We start from the raw sequence: 21,777 nt of genomic DNA, 5'->3' as shown, positions 1-21,777 counted from the left end.
ATCAATCTAGATTAATATTGTTGTCGTACATTTAAGGTTTGCTTAAGTTTTCTTTATTTTTACACTTTTCAACAACTGCGGTTTTTGGTGGCTGAACAGAGACAATGTCGTCTAATAAAAAAGAGGAGACCTGTTAGTCTTCTCTTATAATAAATCATTTTCTGATTAGCTAATCCGAGGTTGTGTCTCCTGATGACTGACTTCCAAATGCTGGATTTAGAGGCGCTGAGCTTTCTGATTGACTAGAGGGGTCATTATAATCAACCGAGGGAGTAGGGGAAGTAGTGTCTTGATAAGTTGTTGAAACCTCTGGGGACATGCCATAGATGTCTTCGTAAAGTACAGCTATTGTCGTCAGGTCTTGGTTTTCTGGTAGTCCTAGTTCACGCTTAATTCGATTTTGGGTCTCAAGCAGATGCTCTCTAGTTACGGCTTGATAGCTAACCTCATCAACCATGGCATCCTCGCCATGCAACTGATAAGTTTGCAAGTTACTAATCGCTTGACGATAAGCCAACAAGTCAGGAATCGTCTGTGGTGTTAACAGGATGTCAGTTTGCATGTTTTTGCTGACAGCGGTCAAAATGCTACGGTAGCTACTCAAGCTATTGAGCGCTAGTAGTTTGGAAACGAGTTTTTGGATAACTTCACGTTGGCGCCGTTGGCGACCGTAGTCCCCTTCTGGGTCATCGTAGCGCATGCGGGCGTAGACCAAGGCTTGATCCCCGTTGACTTTGTGCGTTCCTGGTTCAACGCTTGAAGTGTATTCAGGTTCCCACTCATCGATACGAATCGGAAAATCAAACGAATTGGTCACGGTGATGCCACCAACAGCATTGACCAAATCAACCAGCCCCTGCATATTGATTTGCATGTAATAATCGATCCGAATATCCATCAAGCCCTCCACTGTCTTGATGGCCATCGGTGCACCTCCATAGGCATAGGCGGCATTTAACTTAGTTTTTGTCCCGAGAGGTTCACCAGTTTCATCTAGCAAATCGACCAACGTATCTCGCTCCAGACTGGTCAGGGTTGTAGTGTTGGTCTGAGGGTTAACGGTGACCAAAATCATCGAATCGCTCTGCCCTTGCCATCTGTCCTCACGAGAGCCTGAGCCAGTATCTACCCCCATCAAAAGCACTGAAAACGGTTTGGTATCCGCAATCGCCGTGCTTTGTATGCTATCTTGCCGATAGTTTTTAAAGGTTTTGGACAGCTCGTTGGTTGAAAACGAATAGGCTGTGGTCAGATACAAACCGACCGCAATAGCTGTCACAGTGATAATCCCTGTCAACATCAGGGCAATTTTTTTCCCAATACTCATTAGTTATCCTATCATTTTTGCCATCATGTAAACGTCCAGAAAGTCGCCTGTAGCGGAAACGGCTCCTCGTTGTTTCGTTCCTTCAATTTCAAATCCCAAATGTTGGTAAAGGCGAGTGGCACGGTCATTTCTGACCTGCACGGTTAATTCTAATCTGGCTAACACGCCCTCTTGCTCTGCCCAGTCAATAGCTTCCTCTAACATCAGGCGTCCCAGGCCATGTCCCCAGTAGGGTTTATGAACAGCCAAAAAGAGATGCCCGATATGGTTTAGTTTGGACTGTGGAGCTGTTCTAACGGTCAAGGCGCCAATTAACTGGTCATCTACTAAAGCCAGTAAACAAAACTGGTCATTGGCACGATAGAACTTATCTAAGGTGTCGGCCATTTGCTCAACAGACTGGGACAAGCCACTGTCATCCATGACCAGATAATCGGTCTCTGTTGCGACTTGAGCCATAAATTCCAAAAAAGCAGCCGCATCTTGTCCGCTGGCTTCACGAAAGCTAATCGTCTGCTCTGCCATTTTCAAAATCCTCCAAAAGCGCCTGAGACCGCTGGCCAAAAGCCGCTAAGCTCACCTGTCTGCCATGGTCACGGCGCTCAATAACCAGCTCCAGGTAGTCCTCAATCGCGTCACTCGGTAAAAGCCTGCCCCACTCGATGACGGTTACACCGTCGCTGTAGAGAAACTCGTCGATGTCGATACTGTCTGGGTCATCACCGAGACGATAGATGTCTAAGTGGTTGAGGGGCAGTCGTCCCTCATAGGTGCGGACCAAGGTATAAGTCGGGCTTTTTACCATCTGCGTGATTCCTAGCCCTTTGGCTAAGCCCTTGGTCAGGGTGGTTTTGCCAGCTCCCAGCTCGCCAGTCAGTAAAATCACTTGACCAGCGTCAAGATGCTTGGCTAACCGTTCCCCCAGTGCCATGAGTTCTTCTTCATTTTCAGTATAAAACATAGGTCTATTATAGCAAAAAATAGCTGGCGAACCAACTATTTTTCTTTTTGTTCCTTTTGCCAAGCCAAGCAGGCACTAGTCGTCGATTTTAGCATGTCAAGACCAGCTGACGAGTTGAGAGCTTCTTAACCTCTACGATGACATTTTGAAAACCGTCTTCTAAAATCTTTTTCAGATAGTCGTCTAGCTTTGCTCGTCTAACGGCGGTAAAGTTTTTGACGTGAGTAGATTGGGTCGACAGTGACATTGATGCCCAACTTACGGAGGACATTTTTATCCTCTTCAGGCAAGATTACTGTTGAGTGTACCTCGCTGCCTTGTAAGTTGCCTAATTCCTGCATGGCACGATGGGCTTCTGGACTGTTGCGCGCTGTAATCGCTAGGGCAATCAATAATTCAGAAGAGTGCAGGCGGGGGTTTCGGTTGCCTAAGTGATTGATTTTTAAGCCTTGGATTGGCGTTACATAATCAGGTTCAATCAGGTGCGTTTGCTTGTCAATACCTGCTAAGGCTTTGATGGCATTTACCAAAACAGCAGCTGTTGGTCCGAACAAATCGGAGGTCTTACCAGTGACCGTCTGACCATTTGGCAATTCAAGCGCTAGGGCAGCATCGCCTGTCAGTTCCGCCTTTTCTCTGGCAACCAGGGTTACCTGGCGGTCTGCTGGCGTGATACCGAGGTCGTTCATCAAGAACTCAATCTTCTTGACAGCTACCTCGCTCACTCGTTCTGCCTTGAAGTCAACCAAGGTCTGGTAATAGCGACGGATAATCTCTTGTTTTGACGCCTCAACAGCAGCATCGTTATCAGTAATGGCAAAACCAACCATATTAACACCCATATCTGTCGGAGAGGCATACGGAGATTTGCCAAGAATCCGCTCTAACATGCGCTTGACCACTGGGAAAATCTCGATGTCACGGTTATAATTGACCGTTGTCTTCCCGTAAGTTTCCAAGTGAAAAGGATCAATCATGTTGACGTCATCAAGGTCAGCTGTTGCAGCTTCATAAGCCAAGTTTACTGGGTGATGAAGAGGCAAGTTCCAAACAGGGAAGGTTTCAAATTTGGCGTATCCTGAGCTAACACCATTGAGTTGGTCATGGTAAAGCTGGGAGATGCAGGTCGCCAATTTTCCTGAACCAGGACCCGGCGCCGTCACAACGATGAGGTTGCGACTGGTCTGAATGTAGTCGTTTTTTCCCATCCCTTCTGCTGACATAATGTGGTCAATGTCTGTCGGATAGCCCTTAATCGGGTAGTGAAGGTAAGATGATATGCCGTGTTTAGTCAGGCTATGGCGGAAAGCATCTGCTGCAGGCTGACCGGCATATTGAGTAATAACGACAGACCCAACAAAGAGGTCAAGGTCATTAAACTTGTCAATCAGACGAAAGACCTCTTGGTCATAAGAAATCCCCAAATCACCGCGTGCCTTGGAATGCTCGATATTGTTTGCATTGATGGCAATAACAATTTCTACCTGCTCACGCAGTTCGTGTAGGAGTTTGATTTTATTATCAGGTTCATAACCAGGCAAGACACGAGCCGCATGGAAGTCTTCCAGCATTTTACCACCAAACTCTAGGTAAAGTTTGCCTTCAAACTGACTGATTCGCTCCAAGATGTGGTCACGTTGCAAACTGAGGTATTTTTCCGAATCAAAAGCCTTGCGTATCATGTTCTTCCTCCTGTGTTATAAAAAAGTGATGGTCATAAAAAAGATATTCTAGCAAATATAAGCTGAGCTTGTCAAGCAAAAACCGATAATAACACCCAATCGGTCATTCGTGAGAACGTGATGCTGCCTTCCCACACCTCCACATGACGCTTACGTTTACAGTCAGTGAAGCGACTGTTAAAGGAGCAAACCGTGAAATAAGAACGTCAGATGACTGCTTAAGGTAACTGAGAAAACGAGTAAAACTCGCTATAGTTGTCAGGGCTATCATCATAAATAGAATCAAATTATCTTACCTATCAGGATTGTCAACCACCTAGGCTCGCACTACTAGTGGCTCATTTGCACTAAAGTGCCTAATGAGCTGTTCAGGGCTACTTTAACTCTCCGCCACTCCACCTTTATAATTGGTAATAATAAAACGGAGAGACTAGGACTGTCGTCCTGCTCTCAGTTTTTTGTCACTAATTTGTGTCATCTTCACTGAAGAGACCAGCTAAACCTGCAAAGGGGCTACTGGCTTCCTTTTCAGCCTGTTTTTGAGCATCGTATTGGCTCTCTGTTAAAACAGACCAGTTTTGCCCACTCGGTAAGTCTTCCTCTTGCTCTTCCTCTGGGGTCAAAACACGACTGGGCAGGTTGAGGAGAATGTTATCGACAACACTTTCTGTCAGGTCAATATGGTCTCCTTCGACAATCAAGACCAAATCGTCATCAACCAATTCCTGCTTTGCTGCGACATCCGAAGCAGCAATAAATACTTCCTGTAAAGCCTGGCTATTGTCCAAGAGAACAGGCTCTAAAGAGCGACTGGATGGCAGGGTCAGCTGATAGGTCATGGTATAGGTCAAGAGATAGAGCCCTTGGTCGTGACTGACTTGCCCCTGAACGGCGACCGGTCCCAAAGCTAAAATCTCTGGCTCTCTGGCTTTAAGCACCTCTTCGAGGTGTAATGTCTGCTGAAAAGTAATGCCGTCTGGCTGCTTTCGAATGTCTGTTAAACGAAACATCATCTTCTCCTTTGTCTTCACTGATTCTATTATAGCAAGATTTCGATGACTTGTCTTGACCAAGTTGAAAAATATAATAAGAGAATGTTGGCGCCTGAGACAAAAGTCCCTGCCTCTCACCTTGTTTTTGAATGGTTAAACAAGACGCAGTGGTTGAGTGGGCTCTAAGGCGCTGATGTTATCAGCTTTTGTAGCCCTACTCAACTTTTGGAGTGAGAGTAAAATAGTCCAGCAGGCTGGTTTAGTCCAAATCTTAAAATTAGGAAGAACAGGGAAAATTCCCGCTTTAGGTGATTAATTTTTGCCCCACTCTCTTTTTCTCGTTTGAAACTGCAATCGGCTACTCAAGAGATTTTAAGGCTTCAAGCATGTCGACCTGGCGCAAACGGCGGTTAATGAGTACACCCAATACAATCAAAATCACAGCGATGTCAAGCACTGGTGTCAAGTAAACACTCAGAGCCACCTGAGGCTGGAACATCAAACTAGGCGAGGCAATCATGTTTAGCAACAAGCGGTGGAGATAAACACCCCCTCCCAGCCCTAACATGATGCCAACGAGTGACAGCACAATGGTTTCACGGTAAATATAAAGGGTGACCTCCTTATGATGGAAACCGAGAACCTTGATGGTGGACAGTTCGCGAATGCGCTCTGCCACATTTATCGTCGTTAAGTTGTATAAAATGACAACTGCTAATAAAATGGAGAGGGCAATCAGTACCAACATAACGGCTGACAAGGAATCTGCCGTCTTTGCCAAAGCCATTTCAAGCGTGGTATTTTGAACGACACTTACGACCGCATGTTGCTTCAAGGCTTCTGCTGCTGTTTCTTTGATATGTTCAGGCGATTGGTCTTTAAGCTGAATCAGGTAACCATTGGGTGGACTGGGTTTAGGTTGGAGTTTTTCGTAATATGCCTCAGATAAGTAGATGTAATGACCAGCATATAGTTCACTGATGCCTGCAACCGTCAGGGTCACAGGACGGTCTTCCAGTGTCACAGTCAGCTGGTCACCAAGGCCAACACCGTATAGGGTTGCCAGCTTTTCAGTCACAATAGCGCCTGTGTCGCTCAAATTTAGCTGCTCTTTCGTCTGTCGTTGCCTGAGTTGAATAAAATCGTTCAGCTGAGGCTGATCTGCCACAAGTAGGGTGATGGTCTGGTCACCTGTTTGCTGAATAGTTTCTGAAGTGCTGAAAAAACGGACGGGGAGTTTCTGAGCAATAGTTGCCGCTTCTAAAAAACTGGTCAACTGGTCTTTATCATCTTGCGATGCTCTGCTATTTTCCACCAGAATCAAGTCATAGGTCAATAGCTCCCCAAACTGGCTCTTAGCCACCCCTGAAATTGAGGACTGGATACCTAAGCCCGCAAAGAGAAGGGCCACCGACCCTGCTACTCCAAAAATGGTCATCAACATCCGTTGCTTGTAGCGAAAAATGTTGCGAGCAGTTACCTTGTGCGTAAAGCTGAGACGTTTCCAGATAAAGGTCCAGCGTTCCAGCCAAATGGAAGAACCAGTAACTGGCGGTTTGGCTTGTAGTAATTGTGCAGGTTTTTCCCGGATTAAATCCCTGTGGGCAACGAGGTAGGTTGGCAAAACCGCTGAGATTAGGGCTAATAGCACAGCAACCAAGCTCCAGCCAGGATAGAAGCTATGACTTATCTGCCCTAAAACCAGTTTTTGGGTCAGAATATTACCAATCATGGAAGAGAGCACCGTATGTCCCAAGATAACCCCGACAAGTGTTCCAGCAAGACTGGCGGTCAAACCATACACGACAAATTTTGCCATGATGGCTCGATTAGTAAATCCTAAGGACTTAAAAATACCGATGGTATGACGTTCCTCATCAACAAAACGCGTCATCGTTGTCAAGGTGACTAGGGCCGCCACCAGATAAAGGACAACAGGAAAGATATTGCCGACAGCTGAAATGGCAGAGGCTCCTGTTTTAAAGGTATCATAGCCATGACCGCCTGGAAAGGTTTGACGCGTGTAAACCCTATAATCAGGCTCAGTCAACTGGTTGAGTTGGTCTGTCGCTTGAGTGAGTTCCTTATCTGCGCTCGCCATCTGTGCTTGGGCGTCAGCTTTCTGACGGTCAAAATCAGATTGAGAGCGCTCAAGCTCTGCTTTGGCCGAGTTGAGGCGGTCTTGCTCTTGTGAGATGACCAAACTTTCCTGATCTAGCCGAGCTTGATTGGCGACATAAGCACTTAAACCTGATTGATAGGTGGCTAAACCTGATTGGTAAGCGGCTAAGCCTGCATCATAATCCGCCTTACCCTGCTGATAGTTGGTTAGACCTTCTTCATAGGCCGCCTTACCTTGTTGATAGCTAGCCAGCTGTAGGTCATAGGCCTCTATGGCTGAGCGGTACTGGCTTTCTGCCGTCTGATAGGCTGACCGCTCCTTCTCATAGATGCTGAGGTTACTCTGATAAGTTGCCTGCCCTTGTTGGAGATTGTTTTCTAATTGGGTCAATCGCTGAGCAGTTTCTGCTAGTTGACTTTCTCGAGCAGCCAGACGAGAGGCGTTTTGAGGATCCTGTCCCTGCACAAGCCACTCCTGTTTGTCTGCCTCAAGACGTGACACCTCTGTTTGCCAAACCTGCTGTTCTAGGGCAAGGTTTGCCGCTAACTCATCCAACTGTTTTTTATCAGCAGCTAGGGACATCTGGCTTTGCTCCAATGCCTTACTTGCTTGTTCCAGCTGAGCCTTCGTCGTGTCAAGCGCTGTTTTACCCATTTGAAGCGCCAAATCTGCCTCTGCCAGTTCACGTGACGTTTTTGTTAAACGCGCTTCTGCTTGTTCAAGCTCCAACTTGCTGTCATCGAGCTGTTTTTTCGATTGAGCCAATTCGGCTTGACTAGTCGCCAGTTGATGTTGAGCCCGTGCAAGCTCGGCTTGACCTTGGTTGAGGAATTCTTGACCTTTTTCTAATTGGTTTTGCCCCTGAGAAAGAGCTCCCCTAGCCTCTGCCAGTTGCTCTTCACCATCTGCGATTTGCTCTTTAGTCTCTGAAAGTTGTTTGCGTCCGCGGTCAATCTCCGACTGTGCATCTGCTCTTAACACCTGCCAGCGTTGATGACCGTTATCAGCGAGGAGAGCTGTCAATTGCTGTTGATGCTCTGCTATTTTCCTATCGTAGGTCTCTGTGAAAAAGGGTTCCCCTCTCAACTCATCATAGGCTAAACGCGCAATCATGTAAACAGAGCTGTCAAAAGCCGCTTCTGTAGTCACCCCGTAAGCCTTTAAGTCGCCTGTTCCTGCCCTTGTCTGACCGAGCACTTCCTTATCCCAAAGTTCTGCGGACTGGACAAAACCAGTCACTGTAAAGGCATCTGTTGTCAGAGGACTGTCAGAAGATGGTGTGAAACGAATGGTATCTCCAATCTGATAAGACGGACTTAACTGCTCTGATAGAGCCACTTCATGAGCTGTTTCAGGCAACCGCCCTGAGCGCACCCGATAGGTAGACAAGGTCTTCGGAGAGGAAAAGAGCCGAACGGCTTCGTCCTGACCTGCGATGGTCACATCGGTTAAGTAGCCAAATTCTACAGTCGCTCCTTTAACTTGCTTTAGCTCTTCTTGGTCTTCTGCCGATAGGCCATAGTCTGCCATCACTGCTAAATCCATCAGATGGGTTTCTGTGATGTAGTCCTGAGCTGTCCTTTGCATATTTGGGGTCGTCACCTTGAGACCAACCAAAGCCAGAGAGCCAATCATCATCAGGCTAAAGATTGAAAAAAATCTCCCTTTTGAACCCAAGAAAGACTGGGACAATTCTTTAAGATAGACTGATTTTTTCATGACAGCACCCTAGTATTCTAGCCTTTCAATGTCCTGAGGTTGGGCGTTGGTGATAACGGATTTGACCGTGGCATCCCGCATATGAATCACACGGTCTGCAATCGGCGCTAAAGCAGCGTTATGGGTCACGATGATGACGGTCGCCCCTTGGTGCCTAGACATGTCCTGTAAGATTTTCAAGACCTGTTTGCCTGTTTGATAATCCAGAGCGCCTGTAGGCTCATCGCAGAGCAACAGTTTTGGTTTTTTAGCCACTGCTCGTGCAATCGATACCCGCTGCTGCTCACCTCCTGAAAGCTGGGCTGGGAAATGATTGAGACGCTGACTAAGCCCAACCTGTTTGAGTACCTCAGTTGGGTCTAAAGAATCCTTAACGATTTCGCAGGCAAGTTCGACATTTTCCTTAGCCGTGAGATTAGCGACCAGATTATAAAATTGAAAGACAAAGCCGACATCGTCACGGCGGTAGTTCGTCAGCTGATGGGCGTTGAACTGTGCGATGTCGACACCATCAATGATCACCTGCCCCTGATCACTAGTATCCATCCCGCCCAAAATGTTTAGCAAGGTCGATTTTCCAGCACCAGAAGACCCAAGGATAATCACCAACTCGCCTTGTTCAATCGCAAAAGTCACCTCGTGATTGGCCACAATGCGACTATCCCCACTGCCATAAGACTTAGAGACCTGTTTGACATCAATATAAGCCATGTTAAATCCTCTCCCTTCCTGATTAGTTCTACAAAATAGACAGATTGTTGATTTTAACTGCCATCTATGATAACATGAAGCGATAGCAATCACAAGAACAAAAAACGACAAACTGTCGATTTAAGGATAGAGCGATGAAACACCGACAAACCGAAACCAAAGCTTACTTGAAAAAAGCCTTGACGCTCCTGCTTCAGGACACTGAGATTGAACACTTGACCATCAGCCAAATCACTAAAAAAGCCGGCATCAACCGCAGCACCTTTTATCTCCATTATCAGGACAAATACGACCTTATCAATCACCTAAAAGATGATACTTGGCAAGAGATTGACATTCTGCTTGAACGGCATAAGCATCAGCCTAGAGCAGGGATTTTAGCGATTTTACAGTTTTTGAAAGGGGATTTTGATTTTATTTCAGCCATGGCTAACAGCCGCTTTTTGAATCTGTCTGAATCAATCAAGGACTTCACTCGCCATCTGCTGAGTGCCGACGAGCAAATTGCAGAAGCCTTAGTCGAGGCTTACCGCATCCCTTATCCCTATGCCCTAACCGTTTATTTATCTTCCATAGAAAGTATCATCAGTCTTTGGATTGAAACAGGTGGTCAAGAGAGTCCCGAGGAAATGACAGAGATTATTTTGACCGTTGCTGATTTGGGCAATCAGATTCGGTGAGCGGTTGAGGAAATGAGTACAAAAATAAAATAGCCCCTTCTGTCAGCCGTTGTGAACAGAAAGGGGCTTATCTTACATCTTTTCTAGCCGTGCAATACGGTCTGCAACGGGGGGATGGGTGTAAAAGAGGGATTTAAAGCCCTCTTTTTTCTTGGGGTCATTGATATATAAAGCTGCGCTGGCTGAATCAACAGGCTGCTGCATTGGGGCAGATTGATCCAGCTTTTGAAGCGCCCTAATCATCCCGTAGGGATTTCGGGTCAACTCAACAGCGCCAGCATCAGCAAGATACTCCCTCTGGCGGGAAATGGCTAGCTGAACAAGGGTGGCCGCCAGCGGTGCGAGAGCGATTGCCAACAAAGAAAAGACTAAAATCAGAACACTAGCTCCGTCGTTATCTCGGTTGTTGCGGCGTGAACGTCCGCCACCATACCACATCATGCGACCACCCAGCGAGGACAGGAGGGTCACTGCCGATGCGAGAGCGACAGCTATGGTCGAGATACGGATGTCATAGTTACGAATATGGCTGACTTCGTGCCCCATGACCGCTTCAAGTTCCTCTCGGTTCATTACTGCGAGAAGACCTGTCGTCGCAGCAACTGCTGCATTCTCGGGGCTTGACCCTGTAGCAAAGGCATTGAGGGCTGGGTCATCAATGATAAAGACACGTGGCATGGGGATTTGAGCGACCATGGCCATGTCTTCGACCACATGATAAAGGTCTGGCGCTTCGGCTGCCGTCACTTCACGCGCCTGATTCATGGACATGACCACATTGGTTGACTGAAAAATCATGATGGCAGCATAGATGAGCCCGATGATAAGGGCAAGCACAGCGCCGAACGCCAGTGAATCCGCCAGCACATAACCTAGCGCAGCTCCGAGAGCTGTCAAGAGGGCGAAAAAAATGAACAATAAAGCGATGGTTCGTCGCTTGTTAGACTTGATTTGTTCAAACAGCATAGGGTTTTCCTCCAGCTTGAAAAAAGAGTGTGTGGGCAACAATCGTTCATTCGTCAGAATCACATCTCCAAGACTACGTCACTCCGACCTTCAAGGCTCAAAAGTCTAAAAGTACTCAGCAGTGGGGACTAATGATCTGTGCATGGGCAACTCTAAAATCGGCAAAATCGATAAAAGTTACTCCAAACCACTACAACTCCCCTGATTAACGATAATAAAATGAAGAAACTAGGAATCTTTTCCCAGCCTCTTCCGTGAAAAATTAGAAGTCAAAATTAACTGTTGGCACAGCTTTTTCTTCTTCAGGAGTTTGTAAAAAGTCAGCTTTCTTGAAGCCAAACAGACCTGCAATGATATTGCTTGGGAAGGTTTCTAATTTGACGTTATAGTTGGAAACGGTGGTGTTATACAACTGACGAGAATAAGAAATCTTGTTCTCGGTGTTGGTCAATTCGTCTTGCAACTTGACAAAGCTGGCATTGGCTTTAAGGTCAGGATAGTTTTCTGCAACAGCAAGGATACCTGCAACTTGACGAGTCAAAGCATCAGAAGCCTGCATGGCTTCAGCTGGGCTGCTAGCCTTAGCAATCTGCGCTCTCAGCTCTGCAATTTTTTCCAAGGTCTGACCTTCGTATTTGGCGTAACCTTTAACTGTCTCAATCAAGTTAGGAATCAGGTCGTTACGACGCTTGAGTTGAACGTCAATCTGGCTCCAAGACTCTTGTGTTTGCACCCGACTCTTGACCAGGCTGTTATACACACCGACCACAAGTAAGGCAATAAGGGCAACAATAGCAATAATAATCCAAAACATAGAGAGTTCCTCCTTTTTTCTACAGAACCATTATACCATACTTTGGCAAAAAAAGGGAGTTTGTGGTAGAATGGAACCACTAAACACGATAAAGGATAACCATGACACCACAAGAATTTTACGACCACTTGGCAGCCGCTGGCTTTGTCCTTAACGACCAGCAAAAAGCGCAATTCAACCGTTACTTTGAGCTCTTGGTTGAATGGAATGAAAAGATTAACCTAACTGCCATCACCGCACGCGACGAGGTCTATCTCAAACACTTCTATGACAGCCTTGCACCAGTCCTTCAGGGACACATCAAAAACCAGCCTCTAACCTTGCTGGATATCGGTGCTGGAGCTGGCTTTCCCAGCCTTCCGATGAAAATCCTCTGCCCAGAGCTTGAGGTCACCATTATCGATTCCCTCAATAAGCGGATTAGCTTTTTGACCTTACTAGCTGAGGAGTTAGGGCTAACTGGTGTCGCTTTTTATCATGGCAGAGCGGAAGACTTTGGTCAGGATAAGACGTTTAGAGGGCAGTTTGACCTTGTTACTGCCAGAGCTGTCGCTCGCCTGCAAGTTTTGGCAGAGCTGACGATCCCCTTTCTCCGTATCAATGGTCAGCTGATTGCCCTCAAGGCAGCAGCGGCTGACAGCGAGTTACTTGACGCTAAAATAGCGCTTCAGACCCTCTTTGCCAAGGTCGACGAGACAAAAGACTACCAGCTGCCAAACGGTGATTCCCGCAACCTGACCATTGTCCGCAAAACCAAAGAAACACCTAACAAATATCCCAGAAAGGCTGGCTTGCCGAATAAGAAACCCCTATGATGCCTGAATTAAGACCCCTAACCATCGCTCAGAAGCTGAGTATCAGTTTTTTAGCGACTATTCTCGTCGGCAGTCTCTTACTGTCTCTCCCCATCTTTCACGTGGCAGGTGCACCGCCAACCAGCTACCTTGACCACCTCTTTCACGCGGTCTCCATGGTTTGCGTGACCGGTCTGTCAGTCTTTCCTGTCGCTGAGGTTTACAACCGCCTAGGGCAGGTTATCTGCTTGATTCTGATTCAGATTGGTGGGCTGGGGTTGGTCAGCCTGATTGCCATCAGTTACTATACCCTCAAGCGCAAGGTCGGTGTCAACGACCAAGAATTGCTCAAGTCTTCGCTCAGTTTTGACCAGCAGACCAGCTTGAAAGAGCATCTCTTTTCCATCTACAAAATCACTCTAACTATCGAAGGGGTGGGAGCCCTCCTTCTTATGGTGGATTTCATTCCCCGCTATGGTTGGGCAGATGGCATTTTTAACAGCATTTTCCTTGCCATCTCTGCCTTTTGTAACGCCGGTTTTGATAACCTAGGAGCCAACAGTCTGGGCGATTTCGTTGTCAATCCCTTGGTCAATCTGGTCATTGCAGGGTTGATTTTATCAGGAGGCTTAGGCTTCATCGTCTGGAAAGATCTGATTCAGGCCTTTAAGCGCTCCGTCTTAAGCAAACCACGCCAGCCCAAACGACTGGGGCGTTGGTTGTCACCACATTCCAAATTGATGCTGATCACCACTGGTATCATCCTACTGGCTGGAACGCTCCTGTCTTGGTTGATTGAGCTGGATAATCCAGCCACCATCGGGCATTACAGCCCACCACAACAACTTTTAGTCAGCTTTTTTCAAACTGTGACCATGCGAACGGCAGGCTTTTCGACCATCAGCTATGTCAAAACTGACTTGGTGACCAATATCCTCTATATCCTGCAAATGCTCATGGGGGGTGCACCTGGTGGGACAGCAGGCGGGCTCAAGCTGAGCGTGGTCGCCATTCTCTTCTTGGTCTTCAAGGCCGAGCTATCTGGCAATAGCCAAATCCTCTTTCAATACCGAAGCATTCCACAAAAGCTGCTCAAGCAAACCTTGACGGTGCTGATTTTCTTCTTTACAGTCTTTTTGGTCGGCTATCTCCTGCTCTTGCAGGTTGAGCCGTCACTTGACCCCTTTGCCCTGCTCTTTGAAGTGGCCAGCGCTCTAGCAACGGTCGGCATCACCATGGACATCACCAGCCAGCTGGGCTTGGGCGGTCGGGTCATCATCATGCTACTCATGTTTATCGGCCGCGTAGGACCAATCACTGTCCTGCTCAGCCTTGTTCAGAAAAAAGAAAAACCCATCCAATATGCAGAAACCAACATTTTGGTGGGCTAGGAAAGGATTTTATGACACGAAAAATTATCGGTGTGCTGGGACTTGGTGTGTTTGGTCGCACAGTGGCGAGGGAGCTAACCCAGTTTGATCAGGACGTTATCGCTGCAGACAATAACGGTCGCCATATTGAGGCGGTCGCTGAGCAGGTCAGCAAGGCAGCCGTCGGTGACATTACCGACTACCATTTCCTGCAAGGGCTTGGTATCGACCACTGCGACGCTGTGGTTATCGCTACAGGAACTAACCTAGAGGCAGCCGTTCTTGCCGTCATCAACTGTAAAAAGCTGGGCGTCAAGAAAATTGTCGCTAAGGCCAAGAGTATGAGCTACGAGGAAGTCCTCTATGCCGTCGGTGCGGATCTGGTTATCTCGCCAGAGCGCGAAGCTGGGGTCAACCTGGTTTCGACACTGCTACGCAACAAAATTCACGACGTTTTTCATTTCGAGGGGGACACCGCCATTGTTGAGTTTGAGATTCCTGATAAATGGATCGGCAAGTCTATCATTCAGCTAGATATTCGCAACACCTACGACATCAACATCATCGGGCTCCGTGAGCAAAAGAACGCTCCCATCAACACGACCCTTGCCCTCAACCAGCCCTTGGCCAAAGGGACATTGTTGGTGGCTATTGCCAATAGCAGAGCTTTCGAGCAATTCGACTATCTGGACGAGTTGAAGTAGTCTCTTCAAAACCACCCTCAGCTGTTCCTCTAGATGATGACAAAAACATTACCCCTTGTTTGACCTCAGCAGTTGAGCAACTAATGATTACTAAGATTTAGTTCTGTCGTGCACAGAGCTAAGTCTTTTTACTTTGTCTTGATGCATTGATGATTGTCGCAAAACATATCAGCTGTGATGACCGGTTCAGTGCGCCTAACAGCTCTGCCAGATGACATGACCAAACCCCGTAATCTCATCAGCCAAGAAAGACTGACTATTAGCACTAAAGATCGGGCTTGGGCAAGGCTGTTGATGTCGATTAGCAAAACAGAATCAAAAACAGCAACTCACATTTTTAGTACTCTAGTTATTACTAAAAACTATAAACACTTATAGTTTTTACCTATTAGTCAGGGAACTTCTTTTGCGTTATAATAATCATAATTAAACAAAAGGAGCGTTTAACCATGGCACACGGTATCTCAAACCATTTACATCACGATGTCACAGGGAGCTTTCTGCGACCTGAGGCACTCAAAACAGCTCGTCAACAGTTCGAAGCAGGTGAAATCAGCGCAAGCGACCTGCGTGCGGTTGAGGATCAGGCGATTCTCGACCTGATTGACCGCCAAATTGCAGCTGGCTTGACCATTTTGACCGATGGTGAGTTTCGCCGCAGCTGGTGGCACCTAGACTTTTTCTGGGGATTTCACAATGTTGAAAAAGTTATCAAGCATGGTGTTGTCGTTAAGGCTGAAGACGAGCTGGTCCGACCTGAAGGGGCTATTCTGACTGGCAAACTCTCCGGGCATCATCACCCGATTATCGCTGATTTTACCTTTTTGAAAGACCATGTCCCAGAAGGCTATCAAATCAAGCAAACGATTCCTGCACCAGCCCAATTCCTGCTTGAATTAGAAGTCTACAACAACCCTGCTATCGCTCTAGAACACTACAAGGGTGACCGTCAGGCACTCTTAGACGATGCGGTGGCAGCCTATCGTCAGGTTATCCATGACCTCTACGAGGCAGGAGCACGGATTATCCAAATCGATGATTGTGCATGGATTTCACTTCTTGGACCATTACCAACAGAGCCTGAGGCTTTTGCTAAGCACCAAGCGCGTAAGGAAGAGCTAGTCGCTCTTAACAACCGCGTTCTGGTCGATTTGCCTGAAGATTTACAAATCAATACCCACCTCTGTCGTGGTAACTACAAGTCAAAAGCCTTTGGTACCGGAGGCTACGAAGGCATCGCTTCACCTCTCTTTGACAAGGAAAATGTCAATGCCTACTACCTCGAATACGATTCTGAGCGAGCAGGGTCTTTTGAACCACTCGAGGCACTATCTGACCACAAGCGTGTGGTGCTGGGTCTCATCACCTCAAAAACAGGGCAGTTAGAAGACCGCGATGCCGTTATCAAGCGCATCCATGAAGCGAGCCAGTACGTGCCACTCGACCGCCTAGCCCTCGGTACTCAGTGCGGGTTCTCCTCAACTGAAGAAGGCAATGTCTTAACCGAGGATCAACAGTGGGCCAAGGTCGAGCTTATCAGCTCCATCGCCAAAGAAGTTTGGGGCTAGACTAGCGATATCAACAAAATAAAAACGGTCAAGGAATTGAAACATTCCCTGACCGTTTAATACTCATTTTGATAACTTAATGATGGAGATAATCTTATTTTTGAGGAGATACGTGTTTAGCGTGAGTAAGCTATCGTTACTCAGCGCTAAACACGTAGGCTTGCAGCCCAAAAAGAAAGTTTAACACTTTCTTTTTTCCTCGCAGTTGGTTCTAACGAACCAATGTTTTGCGAAGTGCGCAAAACGTGCAGTAATATTATGTGAACGAGAGGGTAATACATCCGAAAAGCCATGAATGACAGGATAAATCCCGATGAGAATGTCATCATAGACAGCTTTCCATTGCCACTGTGCCAACCTGTCCGCAATCACAAGGCTTGCATTTTTAAAGGATTAGCCGATATTGGCTACAATGCCTCCAAACGGCTATGGTTTTATGACTTTAAGATCCATATGTTAGTGACCTTGTCGGGCTATATTCTAAACTACGTGGTCACACCTGCTTCTGTTCATGATATCAAAACTGTTCATGACGTGATAGCAGGATGCCAACAATCTGTTATTCTCGCTGACTTAGGCTATTTAAGCCAGGAGCTTGAGGCAGATCTGGTTGAAAAAGGCTATAATCTATGGACACCTTTACGCCAAAATATGGTGGGAGCTAAGCAATATAATCATTGGAAAGTGATGGCGATGAGACGAAGTATTGAAACACGATTTTCTGAGTTGGTTCGATTATTTGATATTGAACACACATTGGCAAGGGGACTAACGGGATTACAGTTAAGACTGGAACAAGTCGTACTTGCCTACAATTTACGTTGTTTTGAAATTAACTAGCACCACAGGTAATTGATATTCATCATTATCATGAAATATCAATCGCCTTTTTATTTATGCTTTACCGTGTTTTTTCTTATAATCTAATCCCCAGTCCCACATTGAATCAATAATAGGCTTTAAACTCATACCCGTTTCGGTTAATGAATATTCTACACGAGGCGGAACTTCTGCATAAACTTTACGATTCACTAATCCTTGTGATTCCATATCTCGTAGTTGTGCAGTTAGTACTTTTTGGCTGACACTTCCGATTGAATTTTTCAATTCGCCAAATCGCATGGTCCCATTTAATAAATCACGTAAAATAAGAATTTTCCATTTATCTCCAATTAAAGACAATGTTGTTTCTACAGGGCAAACAGGTAACTCTTTTTTTATAGACATCACATCTCCTTAGTATCTTTTTGAAACTTTGATACTATTATAGCCTATTTGATTAAATCAAGCAAATTTTTTAAAAAATTTTAGCCTTTAAAAAGCCTGATAATACTACAAAAGATACTTTTAGGTAACTACATTCCGAAAAAGTGCCTACTTCCCAAAAGGAACTAATGATGTTAGACTTATACGTGTAGGGCAATCGCCGACAAAAATTTTAATTAGGGGAGATATTACTATGTCAACAAATATACAAAACGCAAAAAATCTTATCAACACATTCGTAACGGGAGATGTTGATGTCGCTCGTGAATTATTAGATGAAAACTATATTCAACACAATCAAGATTATCCAACAGGAGCTGCTGGTTTTATTGCTGCAGTTGAATCTTTAGCACAAGCACCTGTGAAAACAAGTGCAAAAATTGTTCGTGCTTTTGAAGATGGCGATAAAGTATTTCTACACACTATTTACAATTTTGCTGGGGCAGGAGAAGTAGTAGCTTTTGATATTCTTCGTTTTAACGACCAAGGAAAATTCGTAGAACACTGGGATAATTTAGATGGATTAACTCCTGCAAATCCAAGCGGACGTACACAAACAGATGGTGCTTTAACTACTACAACAGCTGATAAAGAAGAAACGCGAGCATTAGTTACAAACTTCGTAAAAGATGTTCTTCACGGAGAAAATTTAGAAAAATTAACAAGTTATTTTGACGGAGATAACTATATTCAACACAACTCAGGAATTGCAGATGGTGTGTCTGGATTAGGTGAGGCTCTAGCAGCTTTAGCTCAAGCAGGATTATCAATGACTTATACTAAAACATATCAAGTTTTGGCTCAAGATGATTTTGCCCTTGTCGTATCAGAAGGAGAGTTTGCTGGTCGTCACGTTGCTTTCTATGATTTGTTCCGTGTAGAGAATGGATTTATCGCAGAACACTGGGATATCATACAAGATATAAAAGAAGAAAGTGCAAATACTAACGGAAAATTCTAACATATAAGGTAGGGTAAGTCTATTACTCTGCCTTTTAGGTCTTGGAAGGAGAAAATAATGAATACGTCAGATTATCTTAAACTTTTAGTAGATGAAATCCACTCTGTTGTGGTCGCAAGTGTTGATTCAGAAGGTCATCCAACAACCCGTGTAATTGATATGATGTATCAAGATGACGAAAATGTATATTTTTTAACAGCTAATACCAAAGCATTTTATAAACAACTGAAAGAAAATCCTTATATATCTTTAACAGGTATGACTCAAGGTAAATCTACTATGGAAAGAAAAATGATTTCTTTAAGTGGAAAAGTTGAGTGTATTGGTAGAGAGAAGTTGAACATATTATTGGATCATAATCCTTATATGTACGATATTTATCCAACAGAAGATGGTAGGAAAGTTTTAGAAGTTTTCTGCTTCGCTTATGCACGTGGAGAGTTTTATGATTTAACTGTTTTACCACCACGAATAGATAGTTTTGAAATTAAAGGAGAATAATTTGAACAATTCTAAATTAGCCTTAGAAGCAATAAAAAATGCCGACATCATTCTTATAGGCGCTGGGGCGGGGCTTTCATCTGCTGCTGGTTTGACATATTCAGGACAGCGTTTTGAAAAATACTTTTCCAAATTTATAGAAAAATATAATATAGAAGATATGTATTCTGCTGGTTTTTATCCATATCCAACTGAAGAAGCTGAGTGGGCATATTGGACTAAAATGATTTATCATAACGCTTATGAAGTAGGTGCGACACCTCTATATAAACAATTATTTGAACTTGTTAAAGAAAAGGACTATTTTGTTATTACAACAAATGTAGATGGTCAGTTTATCAAAGCAGGATTTGATAAGGAGCGTTATTTTGAAGTACAAGGAAATTTTGAACACTTCCAATGTTCTGTGCCGTGTCAACAGGTTGTTTATAACAATAAAGAACAAATTTTAAACATGATGAATACTATAGATGATAAACTAGAAATACCAGTAGAACTTATCCCAACTTGTCCAAACTGTGGTGCAAAGGTAACGCGTCATTTACGTATTGATAATGCTTTTGTACAAGATGATACGTGGTATCAACAGCAAAAAAGATATGGTGAGTTTATAGAAAGACTAGAGAGTAAGAAAGTAGCACTTTTAGAATTAGGTGTCGGATTTAACACACCAACTATTATTCGCTATCCATTTGAACGATTGACTTATCACCTACCACAAACAACACTTATAAGATTTAATCAAGATGATATAAGAGGTATTGATGAAAATAAGAGCAAGACGATTACTATCTCTCAAGATATGAAGGAGGTATTTGATGCATGGCTTTAGTAGACGAACTAATTGAAGAACTAGCTCCAAATTTAGAAATTCCTAACCACATTAATAAAAAACAAGTCTTTAGAGGACTTATGGCTATACAAGAATCTACCAATCTAAATCAAGAATTTTTTGATAAACAGGATAGATATTTGCAAGAAGAATTACATTCAAAAGGGATAACTAGACTAGAAAACCTTACTCCTTTAAACCATAATATATACCTATGGCAAGGGGATATTACAACATTAGAAGTAGATGCGGTCGTTAATGCTGCCAACAGTCAGATGCTGGGTTGCTTTGTTCCTAACCACGCCTGTATCGATAATGCTATCCACTCACAAGCTGGTTTGCAACTTAGACATGAGTGCAAGCAATTAATGGCCAAACAAGGTCATCTTGAACCAACGGGTAAGGCTAAAATAACTGATGCATATAACTTGCCAAGTAAATATGTACTACATACAGTAGGACCAATTATTCATGATGTTCCTAGTTCTTTACAAGAAGAACAGTTAGCATCTTGCTATCGATCTTGCTTAGAATTAGCTGTAGAACGCAACTTAAATAGTCTGGCATTTTGTTGTATATCTACAGGAGAATTTAGATTTCCGAACTTACTCGCAGCTCAAATAGCAGTAAAAACGGTTCAAGATTTTTGTAAAAACTATCCAAATTTAAAAGTTGTTTTCAACGTTTTTAAAGATAGAGATTTAGAAATCTACATGAATCTCTTGACCGTGTAAAATAATACAATGAAAACCCGTGGTGCTAGTTATTTTTCACTATACCAAAAAGCTCATTTGGTTTAAACTGTTGGAAAGTGATGGCGATGAGACGAAGTATTGAAACACGATTTTCTGAGTTGGTTCGATTATTTGATATTGAACACACATTGGCAAGGAGATTAACTGGATTACAGTCAAGACTGGAACAAGTCGTACTTGCCTACAATTTACGTTATTTTGAAATTAACTAGCACCACGGGTAAAGTTTATTATTTTTTACTGAGAGAGCTTGAATATTTGATGTAAATTTTTAATGATATTATCTACCCAAAATCATGACCACCCGTCAAACGGGTGGTTTGAACAAGGGCTATAAGCCCACATGACCAGCCAGCGCCTATGTTGCTCTCTTTCACGTTGCTCAAGCCTCACTGCTCTTGACTCGTCACAAACCTCTCAAAGAGGTGTTGGTATTACTTGCCACTATCCCTAAAGGGATCTTCATATTCTTTCACACTCATTTTATCAAGTGCTATGTCATGTTAATTCGCCTTCTTATTTCTAAGCTCATGAAAAAATCATCCACTGGATAATTTCTTTGCTCCTGTATATATTTTTTAATCGTGGCTTCGTTAAGTCCTACTGTGCTTACATAATATCCCTCTGCCCAGAAATGACGATTGCCAAATTTATATTTCAAATTGGCGTGTTTATCAAACATCATAAGAGCACTCTTGCCTTTTAAATAGCCCATAAAACTTGATACACTTAACCTTGGAGGAATACTGACTAACATGTGAACATGGTCTGGCATNAGATGNCCTTCNATNATTTCNACACCTTTNTANCNACANAANCGNNGNAATATCTCTCCNAGACTACTTCGATATTGATTATANATNATTTTTCGTNTATACTTAGGGGNGAANACANTGTGNTANTTACANNACCACTTTGTNTGTGATAAACNATGTGCNTTTTGNGCCATATTTTTCTCCTTTCGCTNTACAATAGGCTTGAACACCTTTATTGTATCGCGTTTGGAGTTTTTTTGGTATAACCTTCGATGCGCACCCGCATAGCGGGTGGTT

General features: G+C 44.3%; 19 protein-coding genes and 3 pseudogenes. 11 read left to right on the top strand and 11 right to left on the bottom strand.

Going from position 1 to position 21,777, the window contains the following annotated elements; translation table 11 throughout:
- Window positions 1-169: 169 nt before the first annotated feature.
- The 7 genes from lytR to A3GW_RS0102025 form a co-directional block, all read right to left on the bottom strand.
- On the bottom strand, window positions 170-1,327 hold the full coding sequence (gene lytR, locus A3GW_RS0102055) for a glycopolymer--peptidoglycan transferase LytR (protein ID WP_018367662.1): 1,158 nt from the start codon (window positions 1,325-1,327) through the stop codon (window positions 170-172).
- Between the two features lie 3 nt (window positions 1,328-1,330).
- The gene (locus A3GW_RS0102050; protein ID WP_018367661.1) at window positions 1,331-1,852 is read right to left on the bottom strand and encodes a GNAT family N-acetyltransferase; all 522 of its coding nucleotides are present in this window, start codon (window positions 1,850-1,852) and stop codon (window positions 1,331-1,333) included.
- Window positions 1,833-2,288 (bottom strand): tRNA (adenosine(37)-N6)-threonylcarbamoyltransferase complex ATPase subunit type 1 TsaE, encoded by a 456-nt coding sequence (gene tsaE / locus A3GW_RS0102045; protein ID WP_018367660.1) that lies wholly within the window; start codon window positions 2,286-2,288, stop codon window positions 1,833-1,835. The genes A3GW_RS0102050 and tsaE overlap by 20 nt, the downstream gene beginning before the upstream one ends.
- Before the next feature lie 197 nt (window positions 2,289-2,485).
- The gene (locus tag A3GW_RS0102040) at window positions 2,486-3,970 is read right to left on the bottom strand and encodes a DUF1846 domain-containing protein (protein ID WP_018367659.1); all 1,485 of its coding nucleotides are present in this window, start codon (window positions 3,968-3,970) and stop codon (window positions 2,486-2,488) included.
- A gap of 464 nt (window positions 3,971-4,434) precedes the next feature.
- Window positions 4,435-4,980, bottom strand: a complete 546-nt coding sequence (locus A3GW_RS0102035; protein ID WP_018367658.1) for a YceD family protein — start codon at window positions 4,978-4,980, stop codon at window positions 4,435-4,437.
- Window positions 4,981-5,320: 340 nt separating this feature from the next.
- Entirely contained in the window at window positions 5,321-8,803 is a 3,483-nt protein-coding gene (locus A3GW_RS0102030) for an FtsX-like permease family protein (protein ID WP_018367657.1), read from the bottom strand.
- Between the two features lie 9 nt (window positions 8,804-8,812).
- The gene (locus A3GW_RS0102025; RefSeq protein WP_018367656.1) at window positions 8,813-9,514 is read right to left on the bottom strand and encodes an ABC transporter ATP-binding protein; all 702 of its coding nucleotides are present in this window, start codon (window positions 9,512-9,514) and stop codon (window positions 8,813-8,815) included.
- A gap of 134 nt (window positions 9,515-9,648) precedes the next feature.
- Between A3GW_RS0102025 and A3GW_RS0102020 the strand changes: the two genes are divergently transcribed.
- Window positions 9,649-10,194 carry a TetR/AcrR family transcriptional regulator gene (locus tag A3GW_RS0102020; RefSeq protein ID WP_018367655.1) on the top strand — a complete coding sequence of 182 codons (546 nt, stop codon included), beginning with the start codon at window positions 9,649-9,651 and terminating at the stop codon, window positions 10,192-10,194.
- Window positions 10,195-10,266: 72 nt separating this feature from the next.
- On the opposite strand, the gene htpX is transcribed toward A3GW_RS0102020, so the two are convergent.
- Together htpX and A3GW_RS0102010 are read right to left on the bottom strand one after the other, a co-directional pair.
- Window positions 10,267-11,160 carry a zinc metalloprotease HtpX gene (htpX, locus tag A3GW_RS0102015; RefSeq protein ID WP_018367654.1) on the bottom strand — a complete coding sequence of 298 codons (894 nt, stop codon included), beginning with the start codon at window positions 11,158-11,160 and terminating at the stop codon, window positions 10,267-10,269.
- A 262-nt stretch (window positions 11,161-11,422) separates the two neighbouring features.
- A complete protein-coding gene (locus tag A3GW_RS0102010) occupies window positions 11,423-11,974 on the bottom strand; it encodes a LemA family protein (RefSeq protein WP_018367653.1) in 552 nt (183 codons plus the stop codon).
- A gap of 101 nt (window positions 11,975-12,075) precedes the next feature.
- On the opposite strand from A3GW_RS0102010, the gene rsmG reads away from it, so the two are divergent.
- The 5 genes and pseudogenes from rsmG to A3GW_RS0101985 form a co-directional block, all read left to right on the top strand.
- Window positions 12,076-12,789 carry a 16S rRNA (guanine(527)-N(7))-methyltransferase RsmG gene (gene rsmG / locus A3GW_RS0102005; RefSeq protein ID WP_018367652.1) on the top strand — a complete coding sequence of 238 codons (714 nt, stop codon included), beginning with the start codon at window positions 12,076-12,078 and terminating at the stop codon, window positions 12,787-12,789.
- A complete protein-coding gene (locus A3GW_RS0102000) occupies window positions 12,786-14,159 on the top strand; it encodes a TrkH family potassium uptake protein (protein WP_018367651.1) in 1,374 nt (457 codons plus the stop codon). Before rsmG ends, A3GW_RS0102000 begins: the two co-directional genes overlap by 4 nt.
- An 11-nt stretch (window positions 14,160-14,170) precedes the next feature.
- Complete coding sequence (locus tag A3GW_RS0101995) at window positions 14,171-14,842, top strand: potassium channel family protein (protein WP_018367650.1); 672 nt, start codon at window positions 14,171-14,173, stop codon at window positions 14,840-14,842.
- Window positions 14,843-15,291: 449 nt separating this feature from the next.
- Entirely contained in the window at window positions 15,292-16,410 is a 1,119-nt protein-coding gene (locus A3GW_RS0101990; protein WP_018367649.1) for a 5-methyltetrahydropteroyltriglutamate--homocysteine S-methyltransferase, read from the top strand.
- Window positions 16,411-16,689: 279 nt separating this feature from the next.
- Window positions 16,690-17,250 (top strand): annotated as a pseudogene (locus A3GW_RS0101985) (IS982 family transposase); the annotation flags it as partial.
- Between the two features lie 54 nt (window positions 17,251-17,304).
- Here A3GW_RS0101985 and A3GW_RS0101980 read toward each other — a convergent pair.
- Window positions 17,305-17,637: a winged helix-turn-helix transcriptional regulator gene (locus A3GW_RS0101980; protein WP_018367647.1), complete on the bottom strand. Its 333-nt coding sequence runs from the start codon at window positions 17,635-17,637 to the stop codon at window positions 17,305-17,307.
- 232 nt (window positions 17,638-17,869) lie between these two features.
- On the opposite strand from A3GW_RS0101980, the gene A3GW_RS0101975 reads away from it, so the two are divergent.
- From A3GW_RS0101975 to A3GW_RS11340, 5 genes and pseudogenes are all read left to right on the top strand, one after another.
- A complete protein-coding gene (locus A3GW_RS0101975) occupies window positions 17,870-18,637 on the top strand; it encodes a nuclear transport factor 2 family protein (protein ID WP_018367646.1) in 768 nt (255 codons plus the stop codon).
- Window positions 18,638-18,694: 57 nt separating this feature from the next.
- Window positions 18,695-19,138, top strand: a complete 444-nt coding sequence (locus A3GW_RS0101970; protein ID WP_018367645.1) for a pyridoxamine 5'-phosphate oxidase family protein — start codon at window positions 18,695-18,697, stop codon at window positions 19,136-19,138.
- A gap of 1 nt (window position 19,139) precedes the next feature.
- Window positions 19,140-19,970, top strand: a complete 831-nt coding sequence (locus tag A3GW_RS0101965; RefSeq protein WP_018367644.1) for an SIR2 family NAD-dependent protein deacylase — start codon at window positions 19,140-19,142, stop codon at window positions 19,968-19,970.
- A complete protein-coding gene (locus A3GW_RS0101960) occupies window positions 19,961-20,704 on the top strand; it encodes a protein-ADP-ribose hydrolase (protein WP_018367643.1) in 744 nt (247 codons plus the stop codon). The genes A3GW_RS0101965 and A3GW_RS0101960 overlap by 10 nt, the downstream gene beginning before the upstream one ends.
- A gap of 65 nt (window positions 20,705-20,769) precedes the next feature.
- Window positions 20,770-20,937 (top strand): annotated as a pseudogene (locus tag A3GW_RS11340) (IS982 family transposase); the annotation flags it as partial.
- Between the two features lie 222 nt (window positions 20,938-21,159).
- Here A3GW_RS11340 and tnpA read toward each other — a convergent pair.
- Window positions 21,160-21,674 (bottom strand): annotated as a pseudogene (gene tnpA / locus A3GW_RS10640) (IS200/IS605 family transposase).
- Window positions 21,675-21,777: the final 103 nt, after the last annotated feature.

It is taken from the genome of Streptococcus entericus DSM 14446, from assembly GCF_000380025.1.
In the GTDB taxonomy this organism is placed as follows: domain Bacteria; phylum Bacillota; class Bacilli; order Lactobacillales; family Streptococcaceae; genus Streptococcus; species Streptococcus entericus.
The sequence above is the reverse complement of the archived record's forward strand: the minus strand, read 5'-3'. Positions and strand labels throughout refer to the sequence as shown.